This is a genomic window from Klebsiella sp. P1927, assembly GCF_018204675.1.
Taxonomy (GTDB): Bacteria; Pseudomonadota; Gammaproteobacteria; order Enterobacterales; family Enterobacteriaceae; genus Klebsiella; species Klebsiella pneumoniae.
Map to the genome: position 1 here is coordinate 556,613 of NZ_CP073377.1, position 17,256 is coordinate 573,868.

Annotated in this window: 20 protein-coding genes; 6 read left to right on the top strand and 14 right to left on the bottom strand. The window is 56.5% G+C overall.

The genetic code is table 11. The features are described from left to right. Positions 1-5: 5 nt before the first annotated feature. Positions 6-278, bottom strand: a complete 273-nt coding sequence (locus KB892_RS02945; protein WP_002916204.1) for a YtcA family lipoprotein — start codon at positions 276-278, stop codon at positions 6-8. Between the two features lie 205 nt (positions 279-483). Here KB892_RS02945 and yjdI point away from each other — a divergent pair, with 205 nt between their 5' ends. Next, entirely contained in the window at positions 484-714 is a 231-nt protein-coding gene (gene yjdI / locus KB892_RS02950; protein WP_002916202.1) for a 4Fe-4S mono-cluster protein YjdI, read from the top strand. Positions 715-725: 11 nt separating this feature from the next. Then, complete coding sequence (locus tag KB892_RS02955; protein ID WP_002916201.1) at positions 726-998, top strand: GNAT family N-acetyltransferase; 273 nt, start codon at positions 726-728, stop codon at positions 996-998. A gap of 132 nt (positions 999-1,130) precedes the next feature. On the opposite strand, the gene KB892_RS02960 is transcribed toward KB892_RS02955, so the two are convergent. The 11 genes from KB892_RS02960 to KB892_RS31480 form a co-directional block, all read right to left on the bottom strand. Then, on the bottom strand, positions 1,131-2,453 hold the full coding sequence (locus KB892_RS02960) for an EAL domain-containing protein (protein WP_004151787.1): 1,323 nt from the start codon (positions 2,451-2,453) through the stop codon (positions 1,131-1,133). Beyond that, positions 2,450-3,355: a fimbrial protein gene (locus tag KB892_RS02965; protein ID WP_004151788.1), complete on the bottom strand. Its 906-nt coding sequence runs from the start codon at positions 3,353-3,355 to the stop codon at positions 2,450-2,452. Before KB892_RS02965 ends, KB892_RS02960 begins: the two co-directional genes overlap by 4 nt. A 17-nt stretch (positions 3,356-3,372) precedes the next feature. Next, positions 3,373-3,858, bottom strand: coding sequence for a type 1 fimbrial minor subunit FimG (locus KB892_RS02970; protein WP_004229447.1), 486 nt, complete (start codon positions 3,856-3,858; stop codon positions 3,373-3,375). 27 nt (positions 3,859-3,885) lie between these two features. Further along, positions 3,886-4,413, bottom strand: a complete 528-nt coding sequence (locus KB892_RS02975; RefSeq protein WP_002916194.1) for a type 1 fimbrial adaptor subunit FimF — start codon at positions 4,411-4,413, stop codon at positions 3,886-3,888. A gap of 10 nt (positions 4,414-4,423) precedes the next feature. Further along, positions 4,424-7,036 (bottom strand): fimbrial biogenesis usher protein, encoded by a 2,613-nt coding sequence (locus tag KB892_RS02980; protein ID WP_062954965.1) that lies wholly within the window; start codon positions 7,034-7,036, stop codon positions 4,424-4,426. Positions 7,037-7,117: 81 nt separating this feature from the next. Beyond that, a complete protein-coding gene (locus KB892_RS02985) occupies positions 7,118-7,804 on the bottom strand; it encodes a fimbria/pilus periplasmic chaperone (protein ID WP_004144024.1) in 687 nt (228 codons plus the stop codon). A 67-nt stretch (positions 7,805-7,871) separates the two neighbouring features. After that, the gene (locus KB892_RS02990; RefSeq protein WP_002916191.1) at positions 7,872-8,408 is read right to left on the bottom strand and encodes a type 1 fimbrial minor subunit FimI; all 537 of its coding nucleotides are present in this window, start codon (positions 8,406-8,408) and stop codon (positions 7,872-7,874) included. A gap of 70 nt (positions 8,409-8,478) precedes the next feature. Then, positions 8,479-9,027, bottom strand: coding sequence for a type 1 fimbrial major subunit FimA (gene fimA, locus KB892_RS02995; RefSeq protein ID WP_002916190.1), 549 nt, complete (start codon positions 9,025-9,027; stop codon positions 8,479-8,481). Between the two features lie 478 nt (positions 9,028-9,505). Continuing rightward, a complete protein-coding gene (gene fimE, locus KB892_RS03000) occupies positions 9,506-10,114 on the bottom strand; it encodes a type 1 fimbria switch DNA invertase FimE (protein ID WP_002916189.1) in 609 nt (202 codons plus the stop codon). A 465-nt stretch (positions 10,115-10,579) separates the two neighbouring features. Further along, positions 10,580-11,185 carry a type 1 fimbria switch DNA invertase FimB gene (fimB, locus tag KB892_RS03005; protein ID WP_004151951.1) on the bottom strand — a complete coding sequence of 202 codons (606 nt, stop codon included), beginning with the start codon at positions 11,183-11,185 and terminating at the stop codon, positions 10,580-10,582. Positions 11,186-11,335: 150 nt separating this feature from the next. Continuing rightward, positions 11,336-11,584, bottom strand: coding sequence for a hypothetical protein (locus tag KB892_RS31480; RefSeq protein ID WP_002916186.1), 249 nt, complete (start codon positions 11,582-11,584; stop codon positions 11,336-11,338). An 818-nt stretch (positions 11,585-12,402) separates the two neighbouring features. On the opposite strand from KB892_RS31480, the gene KB892_RS03010 reads away from it, so the two are divergent. Further along, entirely contained in the window at positions 12,403-13,359 is a 957-nt protein-coding gene (locus KB892_RS03010) for a nickel/cobalt transporter (protein ID WP_002916185.1), read from the top strand. On the opposite strand, the gene KB892_RS03015 is transcribed toward KB892_RS03010, so the two are convergent. Then, positions 13,356-13,862: a MarR family winged helix-turn-helix transcriptional regulator gene (locus KB892_RS03015; RefSeq protein WP_002916184.1), complete on the bottom strand. Its 507-nt coding sequence runs from the start codon at positions 13,860-13,862 to the stop codon at positions 13,356-13,358. The two genes, KB892_RS03010 and KB892_RS03015, sit on opposite strands and share 4 nt — an antisense overlap. A gap of 81 nt (positions 13,863-13,943) precedes the next feature. Between KB892_RS03015 and KB892_RS03020 the strand changes: the two genes are divergently transcribed. Next, entirely contained in the window at positions 13,944-14,840 is an 897-nt protein-coding gene (locus KB892_RS03020; RefSeq protein ID WP_004151952.1) for an EamA family transporter, read from the top strand. A gap of 95 nt (positions 14,841-14,935) precedes the next feature. Here the strand turns inward: KB892_RS03020 and KB892_RS03025 are convergent, their stop codons facing one another. Further along, positions 14,936-15,145 carry a YdgH/BhsA/McbA family protein gene (locus KB892_RS03025; protein WP_002916131.1) on the bottom strand — a complete coding sequence of 70 codons (210 nt, stop codon included), beginning with the start codon at positions 15,143-15,145 and terminating at the stop codon, positions 14,936-14,938. Positions 15,146-15,850: 705 nt separating this feature from the next. Here KB892_RS03025 and mrkA point away from each other — a divergent pair. After that, positions 15,851-16,459: a type 3 fimbria major subunit MrkA gene (mrkA, locus tag KB892_RS03030; RefSeq protein ID WP_002916128.1), complete on the top strand. Its 609-nt coding sequence runs from the start codon at positions 15,851-15,853 to the stop codon at positions 16,457-16,459. Between the two features lie 95 nt (positions 16,460-16,554). Then, a complete protein-coding gene (mrkB, locus tag KB892_RS03035; RefSeq protein ID WP_000820818.1) occupies positions 16,555-17,256 on the top strand; it encodes a type 3 fimbria chaperone MrkB in 702 nt (233 codons plus the stop codon).

Below are 17,256 nucleotides of genomic sequence, written 5' to 3' on the forward strand. Positions count from 1 at the left end.
AGCGATCAGTGAACAAAAAACAGAAACCACAGCAACGTGGCGAACAGGAACATCAGCGCGACGTAGCTGAAGACCAGGGGAGAAAAGCGCGGCTGCCAGCCTTTACGGGTAATCAGGATATGGCAGGGGATCAGTAAAAACGCACCGCCCAGTAAGCAGAAAAACCAGCCGGGAAAAGCAGCGCCCAATACCGGGATCTCTGGCGAAAGTGAGCAGCCGGAAAGCGGCAAGACGAGCAGTAACCGCGCCGGGCGGGCGATGGTGGCAATATGATTCAATGGAACATCCCTGAGTGATCATACCAGTGTGTCATGAGTGTAATCGCCTCGTTGCGGGAATGAAAGTCAACCGATCGTTGACTGCGGGATCCTTGTGCGATGGGAGAGCATGATGTGAGGCGTCAATTCCCGCGCTTGCGCATAGTCAGCCGCCACGGCGAGGGCTATGCTTAGCCTGAAAGATAAAAACGACCGAGGCAATGTCATGGATAAGGAATTACTGGAAGCCGGCTACCGGGCCTACACCGGGGAGAAAATCGACGTCTACTTTAATACGGCGATCTGTCAGCATTCCGGGAACTGCGTGCGCGGCAGCGCGAAGCTCTTCAACCTGAAGCGTAAGCCGTGGATTATCCCGGATGAAGTGGATGTCGCGACGGTGGTAAACGTGATTGATACCTGCCCGAGCGGCGCTCTGCAATATCGTCATAAATAAGCGAGGAGAAGATGGAAATACTGGAAGGGCATAACAAATTTTATGTTAACGACGCGCAGGGAAACCAGGTGGCGGAGATTGTTTTTGTTCCCACCGGCGAACACCTCAGCATTATCGAACATACCGATGTTGATCCCAGCCTGAAAGGCCAGGGCGTGGGGAAACAGCTGGTGGCGAAGGTAGTGGAAAAAATGCGCCAGGAGCAGCGGAAGATTATCCCTCTCTGCCCGTTTGCCAAACATGAATTCGATAACACCCGCGAATACGACGATATTCGCGCATGACGTACCGGCACCGGTGCTAACCGGTGCGCTTTTCTCGCACCCTCAACGATCCGCCGGATCGCGCTGGTGGGAAAAGCGGCGGATCAGATCCGGGAGATGTTCACGCCGCATCGGTGGTGAAAACAGATAGCCCTAGAAGCGATCAATCCCCAGCGATTTTAACTGCGTAAATTTCGCCAGTGAATCCACCCCTTCCGCCACACAGCGACTGTCGCTTAACTGGCAGTAGTAGGCCAGGCTTTTTATTAGCGCAAGCGCCTTCGGATCGTGCTGGGCGTCGTTGACGATGCTCATATCCAGTTTATACGCATTGAAGTGCAGTCGACGCGCCGGAAAGATAACGCTCCCCTGAGAAAAGCAGTCGTCCAGCATCACGCGCACGCCAGCACGTTGCAGCTGCGCCACGTGGGCGGCGGAGCGGCTCTGATGGCGAAAATCGATAGTTTCAGCATATTCCAGCACCAGCCTTGCCACGCCCTCTGGCTGCCGAAGCTGCTGGCGAGCGGCTTCCACCATCCGCAGCAGGCTGTCACTGTCGGCGAGTGAGGAGGGTATGTTGACCGAAAAATAGAAGGTGCCTGGATACTCATTAATATTCTGCACGGCCTCCTGCAGAACAAAGGCCGTAAGCAGTAGCCAGGTGTAGTCGGCGCGGAAGTGCGGTAGAAAGGTCTGGGGGTGAAGTACCTGGCCGCGGTGGCGCCAGCGGATCAGGATCTCCACCCCCTGTAGCTGTGAGCGACTATCGACGATAGGTTGAAAAACCGGGAAGACCTGGCGATCGTGAATCGCTTGTACCCATTCCTGTTCAAACGCCGTCAGTGCGTTTGCGGGTGAGCGCGGCAGCAGCGTGCGCGGAAAGCGGGGGGCCAGATGCGGATGACATTCCACCAGCTTTTTCACCCCAGCCAGCCGCTGGGTGTAGAGCGTTTTCTGGCTCAATCCGAGACGTTGGGCCTGCTCGCCTATCGTCTGCCCTTGCAGCAGGGCGAGGATCACCTTGAGCTCGGCGTGGGTCAACCCGACGACCCGTTTTCCGTGGATCAGGGCGGCTTCGCTGGCAAGCCGCTCAAGCCGCGGCGCATTCTCCAGCCGATGGGCCAGCTCCGCGCAGGACAGATCGGCGGGGGCAGTATGGACGTTGCGCAGACGATCCGGATGACTCACCTGATAGAGCAGCGTTTGCCACAGCCAGATGGCCGGGCTGCGGCTCAGAATCAACATCGGTAACGGCGGCAAGGCCTCGTCGAGTAGCCTTGCCGCCTGGCGCAGCGTGGTGAGCATCCACAGGGGATCGTCAGGGAGATACACTACGATCCGCTTCACGGCGGCCAGTTCGCGCAGGGACACGCCCTCGACCGGCAGCTCAACGGGCCGCTTCGCGGCGTTCAGCATCAGCTGGCTCAACCCGCGGGCGGCCAGCGAGCAGGGCGAGAGGATATAATCGGTCATCATTGATAGACAAAGGTGATGCCGATGATCGACTGCACGTTGCCGGCGGTAACCTGGCCTGTGGTCCGGGCATAGGTGGCCGTCAGGCCGAGGTTGACCGGCGAGGTGCCGACGGTGCCCAGCGAGACCGTGCTGTTCGCCGGGACGGCGCTGCCGTTGCGCGTCAGCTGAACGCCTATCCCCTGCGCCGGCGAGGCGGAGGCGGTATTGGTGAAGATCGCGTTGGCGCTGTCCGCGGTGGTGCCGGAGAGGTAATACCCCAGCTGCTGGCTTTGCGCGCAGTGGACGGTGAGCGGCACGGCCATCGATCCCGGGTAGTCGGGGAGGGTGACGGTGACATCGCGGGCGGAGACATCGCAGCCGCCGGTGGGGACCACCACGTCGTTGTTGGCGTAAATGTTCCAGATGAACTGGAAGGAGTCGCTATTGTAGTTGTTGGTCTGATGCAGGATCAGCACCGCGATTAACGATCCTGCGGTGATGGCCACTCCACCGGCAGTGCTCACCGGCGTCAGATACAGGACGGCCGGCCAGGGTTTATCGGTCCGTGAATCATAAATCACCCGCGCGGTTTCCGTGGTGGTCGGGAACGGGTAAGAGGTGCCGTTATATTTCACGGTGCCTGAAAAACTCGACAGCACACCGCCATAGGCGGATCCGCGCTGCAGGGTCACGTAGTCGGTGATCGTTTCCGGATAGTCGTTATGGCAAAAAATCTGCGTGGAGAGGTCGACCACCAGGTTTTGCCCGACGTTCACCGCCGGGGTCAGGTTAACGTAGACGTTGGCTGACCCGCCGCCGATGGGAATCGTCGCCCCGGTGGCCGTTTTGCAGGCAAAGGACCAGGCGTTCATCGACCAGCCCAGCAGCAGCAGGGTGGTGAACAGGGGGATTATTTTTTTCATCATGATGCTCTCCTGGCTCAGGCGTAGGTATAGGTGACGTTAATCACCGCCTGAATGGTGCCTTGCGTGGCGCCGCCGTTGACGGACAGCGCCCTGACCTGCAGCGGGAAGCGAGCGGACTGGCTGGCCTCATCCACCTGTACCGACTGGCTGCTGCCATTGTTCAGCGTGGTGCCGTCCTCGTTCTGCAGTTCGAGCTGAATATTGCCCGCCGTTCCCTGGTTTTTGTAATAGCCGGTGCTGTCCGCCGTTCCGCTGAAGGTGGCTTTCACCCGTGAAGTACCCACGGGGCAGTTGCTCAGATCCAGCGCCACGCTGTGCCAGGCCGATGCCGAGCCCGCACCGATCAGGCTAAAGGTATAGAGATCGCCCAGCTCGACGGTGGCATTGACGGTGGAAACCGTGCAGGGTCTGGCCACCACCTTGCCGTTGACGGTGAGAGTGACGTCGGCCGCCCGCAGGGAAGCGCTCGCGGTTAACAGGCCGGCCAGCAGCCAGCCCACATGAGTCCATTTCATTTCAGCCTCCGCTTACTGAAATTCCAGGGTGAATGTCGCTGTCGCATTGACATGCCCGGCGGTGACGGGCACCTGAGTGGCCATCAGCCGGGCGTAAAAGTTGAGAATATTGGTCTGGCCCGGGGTCAGCGTGGTCCAGGTCATGGTGGATGACGGCGCATTGACCGGCAGCCGGGACTGCTGCTGATCGAGAATTTCCACCCCCATTCCTGCCGCCGCCGAGGTCCCGGCATCGAGTTTTAACAGGCTGGTGTTGACGCTGTCCGCCACGCCGGTGAAACCGACCTTCACCGCGGTGACGGAAGTGCCGCAGGGCGACAGCACGATGCGGAACGGCACCGGCGGCGTCGTTGCCCCAACGGCATAAAACTGCTTCGCGGCGTTATCCTGTAAATCGACAGTAAAATCCTTCGATTCGCCGGCTACCGTGCAGGCGTTATCGCGGACATAGCCGCTGATGGCGATCGTGCTATCGGCGGCAAGCGCAGCCGGTGCGCCCAGGGTGAACAGGGCGCCCAGCAGATACTGCAGTGTTCTCATCATGATCTCCTTAGCGGCACGCGACCGAAAGCTGACTGAGCGCCTGCTGCTGGCTCTCCGGCGGCAGACGGTAATCGGCCACGCACTGAGCGTCCGGGCCATCGCCCCATTTCACCCGCACTTTGCCCGCCAGCGGCATCCCGCTCAGGTAGACCTGGCTGTTGTCCGCGACGATGCTGCCGCTCTGGTTGCTGTCGCCGGTGGCGAGGGCGCCAAACGGCACCGGTTTGCCGCGATGGGTCAGCGTCATCAGGATCTTCATCCCCACCTGGGCGTTAAAGTTGGCGCGGACAATCGCCCCATGGGTGGGCACCACGCTGACCACCGCATCGTCAAGGTCGACATTGTCCGCCAGGGTGTTGGTATCCAGCGCGATCCGGTTTTCACGATACTCAGTGGCATAAGGCAGGACGGCATACCCGCGCCAGTCGGTGCGTACCCCGGTCTGGTTTTCCACTTTCACGCCGCCGGCGCCGGGGGCTTTCACCAGCACCACGGTATCGTTTAACGGTTGGCTCAGGGTGATGCCGTTGGCGTGCGCCAGCACGCCGCCGCTGACCCCGTAATAGAGCTGTTTAAAGCCATCGCTGCGGCTGTAGCCGACGTTGGCGTTGCCGTAGCCGCCGCGGTAGTTGAGGGCGGTGTAGCCTGTGCTCCCGTTGTCGCCGTTGCCGCCGCCGGCATAGCCGGTCTGCATGCTATAGCTGAGGTTGTTGTCTTCCAGCAGGGTGCCGTACAGGCCCGCCAGATTGGTCATGCGGCCATTGAGATCGTGCGACAGGCTGTAGCTGGCGCTGGCGTGCCGCCAGACCGAGCGGCTGTCGGAACGCAGCCAGTGGCTGAAGGGGATATTGATATTGATCGCCAGCATTTGATCGCGCCCCTGCTGCCAGGCGTTTTTTGTCAGGCTGTAGCTTAGCGACCAGTTGATATCGTCCACGGCGGCGTTGAGGCCGGCCTGCAGCTGCTCATCGGCATCGTCGGTGCCCCAGTAGGTCTGGTGGCTACCGCTGAGATAGAGGGTGGCGGTGCGCCCCAACTGCTGAGTCACGCTCAGCTGCACCTTGCCGCGCTTGCTGTAAGCCAGATTGTAGTAGTCGGTAAATTTCGGTTTTACCTGGATAACGCCGTCCTGGGTTTCCACACTGTAGCCGCTCATCCGGCGGTAAGTGGTATCGGCAAAGTTATAATAGCCGCGGGTAGAGTAGCGGTAGCCCACCAGCTGCAGGTTGGTGCCGGTCTCATCCAGGGATTTGTTATAGAGAAAACGCACCGACTGCCCCTGATGTTCGCTGTCGTCAGCCAGGGTGGCGTTGGCCTGAGTGATATCCAGCGACAGGGCGCCGAAATAGCCCATGTTTTTCCCCACCCCAAGGTTAAAGGCGCGATAGCGGTCTGCCAGCTGGGTGCCGCCGTAGAGCGTCCAGCCTGCCGGCAGGCCATGCATGACCGTGCCCTGGAAAAAATCGGGCGTTTCCTGCTGACTGTTGCCGCTGCGGTACTCCCCGGCGGTGAGGGCGAAGCGGGTATGGCCTTCACGCTGGAGAACCGGCACCGTTGACCAGGGCACGCTGAAGACCTGGCGGGAGCCATCCGCTTCTTTGATCGTGACCTGCAGATCGCCGCCATTGCCCGCGGCGTAGAGATCGTCGATGGTAAATGGTCCCGGCGGCACTGTGCTCTGGTAGATTTCGTAGCCGTTTTGCCTGATTGACACCTGCGCCGTGCCGCGGGCGATCCCGTGGATCACCGGCGCAAAGCCTTTCTGGCTGTCCGGTAGCATATTGTCGTCGGAGGCCAGCTGGGCGCCGCGGAAGTTGATCCCGTCGAAGACATCGCCGTTGGTGTAGCTGTCCCCTAGGGTGAGTCGCGAACGCAGAGGCGTGATGTCCCGCTCAAGCCAGCTGTTAACGTGCTGCCAGCGATTCTCGTTGGATGAGGTGCTACCGCCGCTGCTGTAGCTCCAGGTGCTGTTATCGCGCAGACGCCAGGCGCCAATGTTCAGGCCGCTCTGTAGATTCAGATAGGCGTAACGGCTGCTGCCACCTGTGGTGTTATGGGCGTTATTGCCCGTGAAGTTATAGTTTATCAGCCCGGCGGTGATACCGTTATCCCACAGCTCCGGCGGAATATAGCCGCGCGCATGGTTACCCATAAATGCCTGGGGGACGGTGAGGTACAGGCGCTGCTGTCCGACGTCGAAGCGCGTGGTAGCTTCGCTGATAAGCGTGGTCAGCGGCACGCAGGCCGTGCTGTCCAGCGTCGCCATGCCCGGCACCCGACCGGTATCCACACCCATGCTCGCCAGCTGGCCGCGTGTCAGGCAGGGGGACAGACCGTGACCCTGGGCATCGGCCTGGAAGGTGACGTCCCTGGTGGTCATAAAACCATTGTTGAGATAAATATCGACGCGATAGGTGCCTGGCGGAACCTCCTGGCCTTTTTCAAATCCCGACAGGTCAGCCACCGCCGCCGGATCGTCAGCTAAAAAGCGGGGGTTAAAATAGAGGTCCGCCCGCGCGGCAAACGGCTGTGAGCAGAGCCACAGCGCCAGCGCCGGAGATACCAGGCGCCGGGCAGTTCGGCAACCTAAATGATCCAGTCCATATTTCCGATGTGACATTATCCCTCCGGTCCGACGTTGCCCGGCTGTCATTGCTTCTGGTCATGCGCAGCGTGTCCCGCGCGGCGGGGCGCTTCTGGGTTAGCGCAGCACGCCATTCATTTTCGGCGTCAGCGCGCCGTAATCATTAATCGTGCGATAGGTGATGGTGTTCCCGGCATCCGCGGGTAGCTTGACGCTGGTTTTGCCCATCGGCGGTACGAGGGCGTTCTCCAGAATGCGTGTCCCGGCGTTCAGTTCGGTCACCGTCAGGTAATAGGGGGTGGGGTTCGTCAGCGTCAGCGACGATCCGCTACGGCTAAAGGTCAGCTTTTCCGCCGCTTGATCCGGAGGCAGGGCCAGTTTTCCCGGACGGTAGTAGAGCTTGATGCGGCTGATAATCGCCAGCTGCAGGGTATTGTCGCTGAGCTTTGATTTATCCATCGAAGGGATCGCCTTCACGTTCATCCAGAACAGACTTTCCCGATCCTGCGGCAGCTGGTTATTGGTGGCGTCGATAATGCGCAGGGTGTTCTCTTTTTTACCCTGCATGGCAAACAGCGGAGGAGTGATGACAAACCGGCCGTCTCGCTGACCATCGGCATTTTCCACCCATGACTGAATAAGCCAGGTACTGTTGTCATCATTATTGGTCACCGCGAGCTGGACCTGCTTCTGTCCCGCCGGGTAGATAACCCGGGTCGCGCCAAGCGCAACGCCCGCCTGCGCGCTGGCGCTAAAGATACTGGCGGCGAAAAGCACACATCCTGCCAGTAAGCCATGCGCCATCGTTGCCGTTTTTCTCACATTATCTCCTTGTCTGCTCACCGTGTTGTCCTGTTTGTCTGCGGATTAATTACTGATAGGTCAATGAGAACCAGGCCTGGGCATTGGCTGCACCGCCGGTGACCTGGCGTCCGGTCGCCCGATATTTGGCGACGAAATTTAGCGTCGTCCGTCCGCGGTAGAGTGATATCCAGCGATCCGTTGGACGATTGAGCGGGAGCTGCTGGCCCTGGCTGTCGAATAGCGCAATACCGATCCCACTGGCGATCCCCGGACCTTCACCCACCGACAGCACGTCGGGGTTTTTTCCATCAGCCACGCCGTGAAAGGTCACACCCACATGCTGGCTGACCGCCGTACTGCAATCCTGTAAATGAATCGCGAAAGGGATTGGGTTGCTGTCTTCGCCGACAGCATGAAATCGATTACTGCTGATCTGCCCCAGATTGACCGTCATCTGCCGATCGCCGGCTTCGACGTGGCAGGAGCTCGCCATTATCAGGCCCTGAAAACGCATGCTGCCCCCCGGCAGCGTGACGTTCCAATGATTACCGGCCAGCGCCAGCGGAGGCAGTAGCAGCAGCAGACCAGATTTCATTCCCTGCATCGTTTCACTCCGGTTGAAAATAGAGAGCGGGCCCTCCTGGCCCGAATAGCTTCCCTGCCTGACTCGGGTCTTACTCGTACTGCACTTTGAACGTGGCATCCGCGTTCGCTATACCAGCCGTCGCTGCGCCGGTCGCGTAGTAACGTGCCTGGAACGGGATGATGTTGGGGCCGTCATTCAGCGTGGTCGCAGCACTGAAGGTGGCGCCGTCCAGTGCCAGTGGCGTACCGGTATTGTCGAGGATCTGCACGCCGACGTTGGTTGCGCTGCCAGCGGCAGAGTTTTGCAGGGCCAGAACGGTGGTATTGCTGCTGTCGATGGCCGTACCGGCGAAGGCGACGGACGCTTTGGTGGCTACCGTAGTGTCGCAATCATCCAGCTGGATGTTGAAACCGACGGCCGAACTGGTGCTCCCCGCCGTGGCCAGTTTCGCGGAACGCACCTGGCCTAACTGAACGGTTTGATCGATAGAGCCGGCATCCACCGCACAGGCCGCATTAACGACTTCTCCTTTAAAATGCACGGTCCCGCCGTTGACCGTGGTGGTATCGGCCAGAGCTGCCGTGGAGCTCAGTGACAGGGCTGACACAACAATCATTGCCAGTGTTTTGATTTTCATACTGTTTTCCTTTGAACGATGTCGAAATAACGAACCGGATTGGCAGCCGTTGTGCCTTCCAGGCATTTCAGATTTCAGCCGAGTGGTCCGGCTGCCGGCTCTGCACAGTTTTCGCCCAACCGATGAGACAATTGGGGCCTTTTGACTCGTTGGGATAAATGATCTGTATTTTGTGTCAACCTGGTATTCTGTGGTTTTAAATGCTGCCAAATTTGGTTTTTATGGTAATATAATCTGGTGTGGTGGGAGGGGGTGCGAAAGGAATAGCGATGGCGTTGGCGACGGATCGCCGGTGCAGCAGAGATATGGTTAGAGAAAAGTGAGTAATTGCAGGTTTAAAAATAGATAATAATCAATGAGATATGATTTTTTTTGCGGAAATATGGCGCAGTGAGTTGCAAAATATGTCAAAACATTTTTATGATATAAACAGTTTGGCCCCAATTGACCTGTTCGTTATTTTTTTAATTCTTTAAAATCAATCTGTTATTTCATTTTTCGTCTTCTGGTCTTTTTCCTCTAAAAGATTATTTCTTTCCCAGATGCCAGCGAAACGTGCCGCATTACTGGCGGTGTAACGTACTGTGTGACGAATATTACGATGTCCTAGATAATCCTGTATCAAACGCGTATCTGTCCCTCTTTCAGCCAGTTCATAGCCGCAGGCGTGACGCAGCATATGGGGGTGAGTGTGCGTGACGGTACCCGCATTTTCCCCGGCAGAGCGAATAATACGATACGCCTGCTGGCGGGAGAGCGCGGTGCCGCGGCGGGAGATAAACAGTGCGTCCGTTTTGTCCGCCGCTTTCCAGCCGGCACGGACCAGGCTCCAGCGCTCAATCGCCTCGCGCTCATCAAAACGCAGTGGATGAATCGTCGAAAAACCATTCTTTAATCGCCGCACATTAACCCGCCCTTCATGGAGATCCAGATCGTGATAATGCAGATCCAGCAGTTCGCTAATGCGCATACCATGGCGAAAGGCCAGCAGAATGAGGCAGTAGTCCCGTTCGCCGGTAGGGCCCTGACGAGCAGCCTGCATCATGGCCTGAACTTCTTTGGCGGTTAGAAAACGACGTCGGTTCACAATAGTTGCTCCTGAAAATAGGTATGAATGACCGTCACAGCGAAACCATACGCCATGACGAGAAAGGTTCTGTAATGCTAAAACGGTACAGGGTGAAGATGATTAATCACGAATTGATAACATATTACATTGCCAGACACTAAAAATATCGTCGGGTGATAATTCTTAATTTTAAAGATTTTAATCATCGGCTCAATAGTATCTGCGCGGGTTGCCGCCAGGTATATAAAATGAAAGGATATTTTTCATTACCAGCCGCTATTAAACACACAGCCGCGGAAATTTTTTCCCACCAATAAATACCCAGTCTTATTCCTGAGTAAACGCAGGGTTATATTAACTCTCAGTAATAAGGATTAAATAAGAACTTGTGGGAACAGTAATCCTAATTAACGCAGGGTTAATAATCATGAATATTTTAATTTGTCGACCGATCGCGATACAACGCCATCCGTGGCGTCAAGGCTATTGGATCAGCGACGATCGCTGTTTGTCACGGGGATTGTCCCAGATGCCATAGAAGCGTCCCGCATTGCTGGCGGTATACCAGACGGTGTGGCGGATATTGCGATGCCCGAGATAATCCTGTATCAAGCGGGTATCGATCCCCATATTCGCCAACGCAAAGCCACAGGAGTGCCGCAGCATGTGCGGGTGGATCTCCAGTGGCAGCCCTGCCAGTCCCCCTGAGGACGCGATAATCTGATAAAACTGTTGGCGGGAAAGGGGATTACCTTTGCGGGAGAGAAACAGCCATTCGCTGGCGGCCTGCGGCCAGCTGCTGCGAATGGCCAGCCAGCGCTTTAGGGCGTAGATCTCTTTATCCAGCAACGGGTGGGTAGTCGAAAACCCTTTTTTAAGCCGATGGATGTAAACACATCGGGCAGCAAGGTCGATATCCGATATTCGTAGACGACAGATCTCGCTGGCGCGCAGACCATGGATGAAGCACAGTAACGTCAGGCAATAATTACGTGCAGCATAAGGACCGGTATCGGCCGCTTTAAGTAAAGACTCAATTTCATTCTGAGTCAGGAAGTTCCTTTTTTTTATGTCGGCGTTATTCGTCATGGTTTTCCCTTTTATTGCAGGCATATTTTTGGTTTTCCGAGCCTGCGTCAGGTCATTGTTAAATTTGACTGCCTTTTTATTTTGAAACAGCGTGGTGATAACGTTTTAATTTGCTACGAGCGCGAGCGGTATCATGGGCTAGCTCCATTGCTAACGATAAGAGGCCGCGATCTGAAGGGTAAAGAAAGGGTGAGCTGGCTGAACTGATGAATCTTTCCTGGGGGTTTCCACGTCCTGTACATCCCTGATCCTCTTGATGATACCCGCATGATGATGAAGGCTTGGGCTTCCGGCCACGGCAAGGCGGCTATCAATGCCGTCATGATTGATTGCCTGTTTACTGGGCAATGTCACCCCTGTAAACCAGCCTCCCTCGCCGACAACCTTCGGGAATGGCATGAGAAATTTCTCAGACAAAATACAACCTTAAGTCGTCTGGATAGCATTCACTGCAAAACTACAACAGTGATTAAACCATACTGCAAAAAGCCTGGTGATAATAGCATTGTCTGTAATAGAGCACATTACGCCGTATTTCAACGGGTAAGCTTAATCTGGTACATGCGGTTGAATGAGATGAAAACTCGTCACGGTCAACGTATACAGGAAGATATCAATGGGAGGTAGTAGAGGACAGGTAAGTATTGCGACACGGTCTGGCGGCGGGTTGGAATACTCGCTTCGGCGCGGGAAGGACTCACATCCAGGATACGCCGAAGCCTGCCGGTTCACCACTTTTCGTCACGTGCCACCTGGCGCTTGTCGCTGCGCCAGGTGGCCTGTACGGAAAGCGATGGCAGCAGTAACCAGGGTAAGTAAGCCTCTTTTCATGGAAGTGATCCTGCTGAAGAGTACAATAAATAGCAGTTAAAGAATATTCTTGCCGGAAGCGCAGCATAATAACTGACAAAAAATGCTCGCCAAGAAATAAGTTATTTATTTTTATCTGTGATTTTTTGAGTAATTATTCCTGTTAAAAGGTATTGGTAACCAATAACGCATAAAAAGATATAGCTGTGGTATGCTCAAGATATTGAGGCATTCTGCGCTAATACGGTGTCGGGAAGATAGCGATCGGTAGATAATGCGGAGCCTGGTGACTACGAACAATCCCGTGAACAGCTTCGACAAATTCCTCACCCTTCAGCGCTGACGCCTTCGCTCGCCTGTCGTAAAGTTGCTGTCAGGCGGTTTACGTTTACTACAATGGTATAACGATGACGACTCCGATTGCGCTCCGCGACTGGCGCCTGCTGGCGGCCGGGTGCGGCGGCCTTCTACTGCTGGCCGCCGCTATCACCTTGCACAGCCACTGGGGTGACTTTCTCCAGTGGTGTCTCGCCACCCAAATTACCCTGCATCGCTATCTGGTGATGTACCTTCTGTTGCTGAATAACCATCAGTACAGCGGCGGTATCTGGCTGCTGGTGGGGGCCTTTCTCTATGGCGTGCTGCACGCCGTCGGACCGGGACACGGTAAATTTATCGTGACGACCTACCTGAGCACCAATCAGGAGAGCCTGACGGCGGCGCGGGTGGTGCCCTTTCTCGGCAGCCTGTTACAGGGCGTCACTGCGATACTCTTCGTCTTTATTCTTGCGGTGGGGCTGAATCTGGCCGCCGGCTATCTTAGCGCCAGCCGCTGGTACGTCGAGAAGATCAGCGCCCTGACCATCGGCGTCTTTGGGGCTTATGTTATCTTTCGCGCTCTGCAAAGCCTGTGGCCGACAAAACAGGTGATTCGCCGTCTGACGCCAGCGCATCAGCATGACGCCTCGTGCGGCTGCGGCCATCACGGCGTGGGGCAGGATCTGCAGGGCGCTGACTGGAAGACGCGCCTTGGCGTGGTGCTGGCTATCGGCGTTCGGCCCTGTAGCGGGGCGATCATGATTTTATTATTCGCCAATGCGTTGGGGATTGTTAGCTGGGGCATCGCCGCGGTGATGAGCATGGCGCTGGGCACCGCGCTCTCGATCCTCGGTCTGTCGCTACTGGTTCACTATGCGCGCCATCGGACGGTCAAACGATTGGCCACGAATCACCGCCCGCGGCCCTGGCTGGTACCGTTGGTGAAGATCCTCGGCGGTCTGGCGCTGATCCTCTTTGCCGTGGGATTGTTTTTCAGCGTGGTGCCGATCAGCGCCAACGGCGACTTTATCGCCGCTGGCTGTTAGCCCGTTTCCAGCAGTCGCATCAACACCCGCAGCGCCTGATCCAACTGCTGGCGTTCACCGTCACTGAGTCCTGCCAGCAGTTGCCGTTCGTTGTCGACGTGGGTTTCCACTGCGGCATCGATCCGTTCGCGTCCGGCGGAAGTCAGGGCGACCAGCATACTGCGGGCATCCTCCGGATTGGGCAGGCGGGTAATAAACCCGCGTTTCTCCAGCGCCTTCAGACGATGGGTCATGGTGCCGGAGGTAATCATCAGCGTGGAGAAGAGCTGGGTGGGCGAAAGTACGAAAGGCGCTCCGGCGCGCCGCAGCGTCGCCAGCATGTCAAACTCCCAGCGCACCAGATCGTGGCGCGTAAAGGCCACTTCCACCTGCGGCTCCAGCAGCATAGCGCATCGTTTCAGGCGACCTATCGGCCCCATGGGGCTGCAGTCGAGGTCTGGCCGCTCCCGCTGCCACTGGGCGAGGATGCGATCCACGGCGTCGATCGGCGGTGATTTGTCCATTAGTGCTCACTTGTCTTGATATCAAGATACTTGGCGGTACATACTTCACTCACTAATTTACCTTGAAGTGAAGATAAAATCATGGCTTTTCTCTCACGTAATCTGATTCTCGACCTGCTGCTCACCGCGCTGGCGCCCGCTATCTGGGGGACGACCTACATCGTCACCTCCCAGTTTCTTCCCCCTGACCGCCCATTTATTGCTGCGCTGCTGAGGGTGCTGCCGGCAGGTATCGCCCTGCTGATCTGGAGCCGTCGTTTTCCGCAACGCGGCGAATGGGCAAAGCTGATCGTTACCGGCATCTTAAATATCGGCGCGTTTCAGGCGCTGTTGTTTATCGCCGCCTATCGCTTACCCGGCGGGCTGGCGGCGGTGATCGGCGCGATCCAGCCGCTGCTGGTGATGCTCCTCGCCTGGTGTGTCGACCGGCAGCGCTCGCCCTGGCTGGCGGTGTTCTCCGCCATCGCCGGCATACTCGGTATGGCCATGCTGCTGCTGTCGCCGCACACCGTACTCGACCCGCTGGGCATCGGCGCGGCGTTTCTCGGGGCGATCAGTATGGCGCTGGGCACCTGGCTCTCCCGGCGCTGGGCGCTCTCCCTGCCGATCGTCGCGCTGACCGGCTGGCAGCTGACGATCGGTGGGGTGGTGCTGGCCCCGGTGGCGCTGATCGTTGACCCTCCTTTGCATCAGGTAACAGTGCTGCAGGCGGCCGGCTATCTGTGGCTGTGCCTGGCGGGCGCCATGCTGGCCTATGGCCTGTGGTTTCGGGGGATTGGCCGCCTCTCACCGGTGGCCGTGTCGGCGATGAGTCTGCTGAGCCCGGTGACCGCCGTGGTACTGGGATGGATATTCCTCGGACAAAAGATCCAGGGGATGGCGCTGATGGGATTGATCGTGGTGCTGGCGAGCGTGCTGTCTATCCAGCGCGCGCTGGCGCGTCAGGCGGCGGGAGCAAAAACGAAAAAAGCCCCGTAACGGGGCTCGACATTGCTGCGTGCGGGGTGGGCGGCGGGAGCCAGACCAGCCACCCGCAGGCGGCCTGTCCGGCAGCTCCCTCTGCAACCATTCGCTTATTTAGACAGCTCGGCGGTCATATGGACCTGGTTGCCGGTGTACGCTTCGGTAATGTGATAGGAAGCGCCTTGTTCTTTCGCAATGGTTGCGATTTTCGCTTCTGCGCTGTCCAGGGTGTCTGCTGTCACGCTCACCGGATGAGCGAAGCTAGCGAAAGAGACCAGGGAGAGCATACCGGCAGCGGCGAGTAATTTTACGTTTTTCATGGTGTTTGTCCTTTTAACTTTTATGGTGGAAAGCATGTTTGCTTTCGATGGACTTATAATAAGCCTGCTAACTATAACGCGCGTGGCAAAAAGTGCGATTTAGATCACATTTTTATGGCGGTTTGATGGCGTAAACATGATCGTTTATCTATTTTTTAGTTTAAAAACAATGGATTAATGATTTGTTTCTGAAAGGGGGGATCACATGGGCTGCCCTTGTTCAGGGAGAGGAATGCGCCTCATTCATGCTTTCACCATTCGTTGTGTGAATGGTTTGGTGCTGTTTTCACCACCGCAAAGGCAGATTCAGACTTATCGCGATGGCCTTCCGAGGGCTTTTTCTGCATGCTGTTGCGGTCACTTTCTCTCGCTCTGGCGTTAGGCTTGCTGCGCTGTAAACAACCACCCTCGCGTTTTCATCTATCAATGGCTGTTTATTAATAGTCGATGGTTATCTGTTATATAACTTAATGAAACGTGAACAAATGTATATTTGTCGGCGAATAAATAGCATTCTTTGACGCCGATAGCACCAGCGAACTTATATTTTTAGGTTCGTTACCTGACGCCTTAAATATTGCGGCTCCCGGTCAGTCGAAGATTCTATTAGCAGTGGCATAAATCAGCATCGCCTGATGTTTCTGGTTCTATGCGAATTCACAGTGTGCTCATTGATTCGTAATTCACTCTGACAAGGAAATGGCAATGAAAAAGGTTCTTCTCTCTGCAGCAATGGCAACCGCGTTTTTTGGCATGACTGCTGCCCATGCAGCTGATACCACTGTTGGCGGCGGCCAGGTTAATTTCTTCGGTAAAGTTACCGATGTATCCTGTACTGTTTCCGTTAACGGCCAGGGCAGCGATGCGAACGTTTACCTGTCTCCGGTAACCCTGACTGAAGTTAAAGCGGCAGCAGCGGATACTTACCTGAAACCGAAATCTTTCACCATTGACGTCTCTAACTGCCAGGCTGCTGATGGCACTAAACAGGATGACGTAAGCAAACTGGGCGTGAACTGGACCGGCGGTAACCTGCTGGCTGGCGCAACCAGCAAACAACAGGGCTACCTGGCGAACACCGAAGCTTCCGGTGCTCAGAACATCCAGCTGGTGCTGTCTACTGACAACGCTACCGCGCTGACCAACAAAATCATCCCGGGTGACAGCACTCAGCCGAAAGCGAAAGGCGACGCTTCCGCTGTAGCTGATGGCGCGCGTTTCACCTACTACGTAGGCTACGCCACCAGCGCGCCGACCACGGTAACCACCGGTGTGGTTAACAGCTACGCGACTTACGAAATTACTTACCAGTAATTCCGTCAGAAAATAAAACTGCCCCGCGATGGGGCAGTTAATAACAATAATAAAGCGGCAATGTCCGCCGCTTGTATTTTTATTCTGAGGTCAGCATGAAGCGTATTGCCCTTTTTTTCTGTTTCATTTTTAGTTTTGCGGCCCATGCCAACAATATTATTGTTAACGGTACCCGCTTTATTTATCCAGGAAATGAAAAAGAAATAACGGTACAGCTTTCAAATAACGCCGACCGTCCGGCGCTGGCGCAGGCCTGGCTGGATAACGGCGATGCCGATGCCACACCGGATACCATTACCACCCCGTTTATTATCACCCCGCCGATTTCGCGCGTTGACGCCAAGAGCGGCCAGACGCTGCGTATTAAGCTCGGCAGCAGCGCCGGTCTGGCGAAAGATAAAGAGACGCTGTGGTGGCTGAATCTGCTGGAAATTCCGCCGGTGGTGGCCAATCAGAAAAATGAAGGCCAGAACGTGCTGCAGCTGGCGATCCGTTCGCGCTTTAAATTTATTTATCGTCCTGCCGGACTGGGCAACCGCGATGCGGCGGCCGAGAAGCTGACCCTGACCGCCAGCGGCAGTAGTCTCGCCATCAACAACCCGACGCCGTTCTACATTACCGTCAGCCGTATTTCCCGCGACGGCGGTAAAGCCCTGAACAGCAAAACCGTGATGCTGGCGCCGCAGTCCAGCCAGACGGTGGCGCTCTCCTCCGCCGTCAACCGCGGCGAAACCCTGACCGTTAACAACATTAATGACTATGGCGCCGATGTCGCAGTGAAAGTGGCCGTTAAATAA